Genomic DNA, 2,330 nt, shown 5'->3' with positions numbered 1-2,330 from the left:
TCGCCGGGGGCGCAGCCGAGCGCGCGCTCCAGCCAGCCCGCGTCGGACTGCCAGCGCGCGAGCTGTCCCGCGGTGACCGTGCCGGAGCCGGTCGCGAAGACATTGAGCAGCGTCTTGGACACCAGGGCCGCGCGGCGCACCTCCGCGGCCCGGTCGCGCGCCCCGTCCTCCGGGGAAGCGGGCACCATCAGGCCGTCGAACTCCGCGGCCAGCTCCGGATGGCGCTGCACGACCGAGTCGAGGGAGACCTCGGGGTCGAGGAGCCCGGCGGGCAGCCCGATGTCCTCGACCACGGCGAGGCTCGCCGATTCCAGCGCGGGCTGCTCCTCGGGGTCGAAGAGCCGCGCGAGAAGCCGCCAGTACAGAACCTGACGACGGCTGTCGTACGGACTCGATCCCTGGTCACCCGGCGTTTCCAGCGCGGAGGCGGCCTCCGGCCGGGATGTCGCCTCGGGCCGTTGCGTCATGTCATCGGTCATGATCGGAGCAGCCTTCCCGCGCGCTCGCGCAGTACGGTCACCGCGTCGGTGGCCGCCTTCTCCGCCTTGGCGCCCGCCTTGTCGGTGGTGCCGCCCGCCCACTGACCGGCGTGCACCGTGACGCTCTTCTTGCGCACGGTCGTCTCCACCGCCAGCGGCTGGAGGTGGTACGCCCCCGCGTCCCAGCGCAGCAGCCCGATGCAGGCGCCCGACGCCGCGACGGCCTTGGGGGTGAGCGGCCCCGCGGCCGGCACCCGGTCGACGTCGACGGCGACCGGGTGACCGCCCAGGGTGAAGGTGAGGGCGGGGTCGTCCGCCTCGGCCGTGTACCCCTCGAGGAACACCGGCACCGCGATGCGGGCCGGATGCCGGTCCAGGGGCGCCGTCGGCGCGTGGACGGCGGTGGACAGGGCCACGCGCGCCGTGGCGAAGGCGTCGGCGGGCTCGCCGGTGCGCGCCTGTCCGTCGCTCCACAGCAGGTCGCCCTCGGCGGTGACCGGCATGTCGGTGAGGTCCATCGAGCGGCCTTCGCCGAGCGCGGCGAGGAGGGACATGTGCGGTCGCAGGAGCTGCCACAGTCCGGCTCCGACCACGGTGTCGGGCTTGGGGGCCGAGACCGCCGCCCGCACCAGGCGGGGCGGTGTGCCGTCGGCGGGCTCGAACACCGCGTGCACCTGCGCCTGCACGGCCGTCGGGTGCTCCTGGACGTCGACGCCGAGGGGCAGGAGACGGCCGGTGGCCGTGCCGGTCACCGGCAGGACGGCGGCCCCCGGCACGGTCAGGAGCATCGCGCGCGCCCACAGGTCGGCCCAGCGGCGCACCGGGACGCGCTCCAGGGTCACCCCCGGGCAGGACGCGGCGAGTTCGGCGGCGAAGCCGTCGAGGAGGGTGGCCGGACGCCGCAGCGCGGGGTCCTGGAGCATCGCGGAGACGACCTGGGCCGCTCCGGCGACCAGCTCGTGATCGATGCCCCGCCACCCCGCGCGCGCCAGGTCGCAGAGCCAGGAGCGGGCGGCGGCGAATAGATTGGCCCCGCCCGGCTCGACCGGGGCCGCGGGGCCGCCTCCCTCGCCGAGGACGCGGCCGGTCGCCTCGTCCACGCGGGCCGTCAGGGCGTCGTGGACCGAGCCGAGCAGGGCGGTGCGGGCGGCGGCGAGGACGACGAGATCGTCCTCGCCCGCGGTCCCGGCCGCCGCCTTCTCGGCCGCCTCGGCGCACCTGGCGGCCAGGGGCGATCCCGCGACGGCGTGCGCGAGCCGCGTCAGTCCCGCCGCCTGCTCGGGCCCCGGACGGAGCAGTCCGGCGAGGAGGCACTGGTCGAAGGCGTCGACGGCCGCGAGGGCCTCGTCGAGCCCGTCGACGGGTTCGGTGAGCAGGTCGGCGCGCATCAGGCCACCGCCCGGGTCGGCGGGAACCACTGCATCTCCGGCAGCGGAGCGGTGCTCGGGGCCAGCTCCAGATACGCCAGGTGGCGCAGGAACCGGCTGAACACCGAAGCGGCGGCCTGCGAGTCCGCCTGGGGCGGCCGGGCGCTGCTCATGACATAGGCGAGGGAGTGGGCCGTCGGCTCGCCGTCCGGGGCCTCGATCTTCAGATAGCGGGCCACGCGCTCGGCGCCGTACTGCAGCACGGACTCGCTGACCAGGGCCCTGATGTGATTGCAGAACGAGCCGCGCGCGCCGCCGCAGGGGCGGTTGTTGTTGGTGCTGCACGCGTACGCGTGCGTCCCCGCCGCCACCGACGAGACATAGACGCGTCCGATGTCCGAGCCGCTGGACACCACGCCTTGCAGGCGCTGCGCGGCCGTGCGGGTACGGTCACCCGCGACATGCTCGACGTCTCCCATGGGGG

1 protein-coding gene and 2 pseudogenes are annotated in these 2,330 nt (G+C 75.5%); all 3 read right to left on the bottom strand.

Annotated elements, in window-relative coordinates; genetic code table 11:
* A pseudogene (locus AB8Z36_RS37165) lies at positions 1 to 479 on the bottom strand (VWA containing CoxE family protein); the annotation flags it as partial.
* On the bottom strand, positions 476 to 1,897 hold the full coding sequence (locus AB8Z36_RS37160; protein ID WP_369217795.1) for a hypothetical protein: 1,422 nt from the start codon (positions 1,895 to 1,897) through the stop codon (positions 476 to 478). The gene AB8Z36_RS37160 and the pseudogene AB8Z36_RS37165, both read right to left, overlap by 4 nt.
* A pseudogene (locus tag AB8Z36_RS37155) lies at positions 1,867 to 2,330 on the bottom strand (hypothetical protein); the annotation flags it as partial. The gene AB8Z36_RS37160 and the pseudogene AB8Z36_RS37155, both read right to left, overlap by 31 nt.

Source organism: Streptomyces flavofungini (assembly GCF_041028215.1).
Taxonomy (GTDB): domain Bacteria; phylum Actinomycetota; class Actinomycetes; order Streptomycetales; family Streptomycetaceae; genus Streptomyces; species Streptomyces flavofungini_B.
Note: the sequence above shows the minus strand (reverse complement) of the source record. Positions and strands in the feature narration are given on the sequence as shown.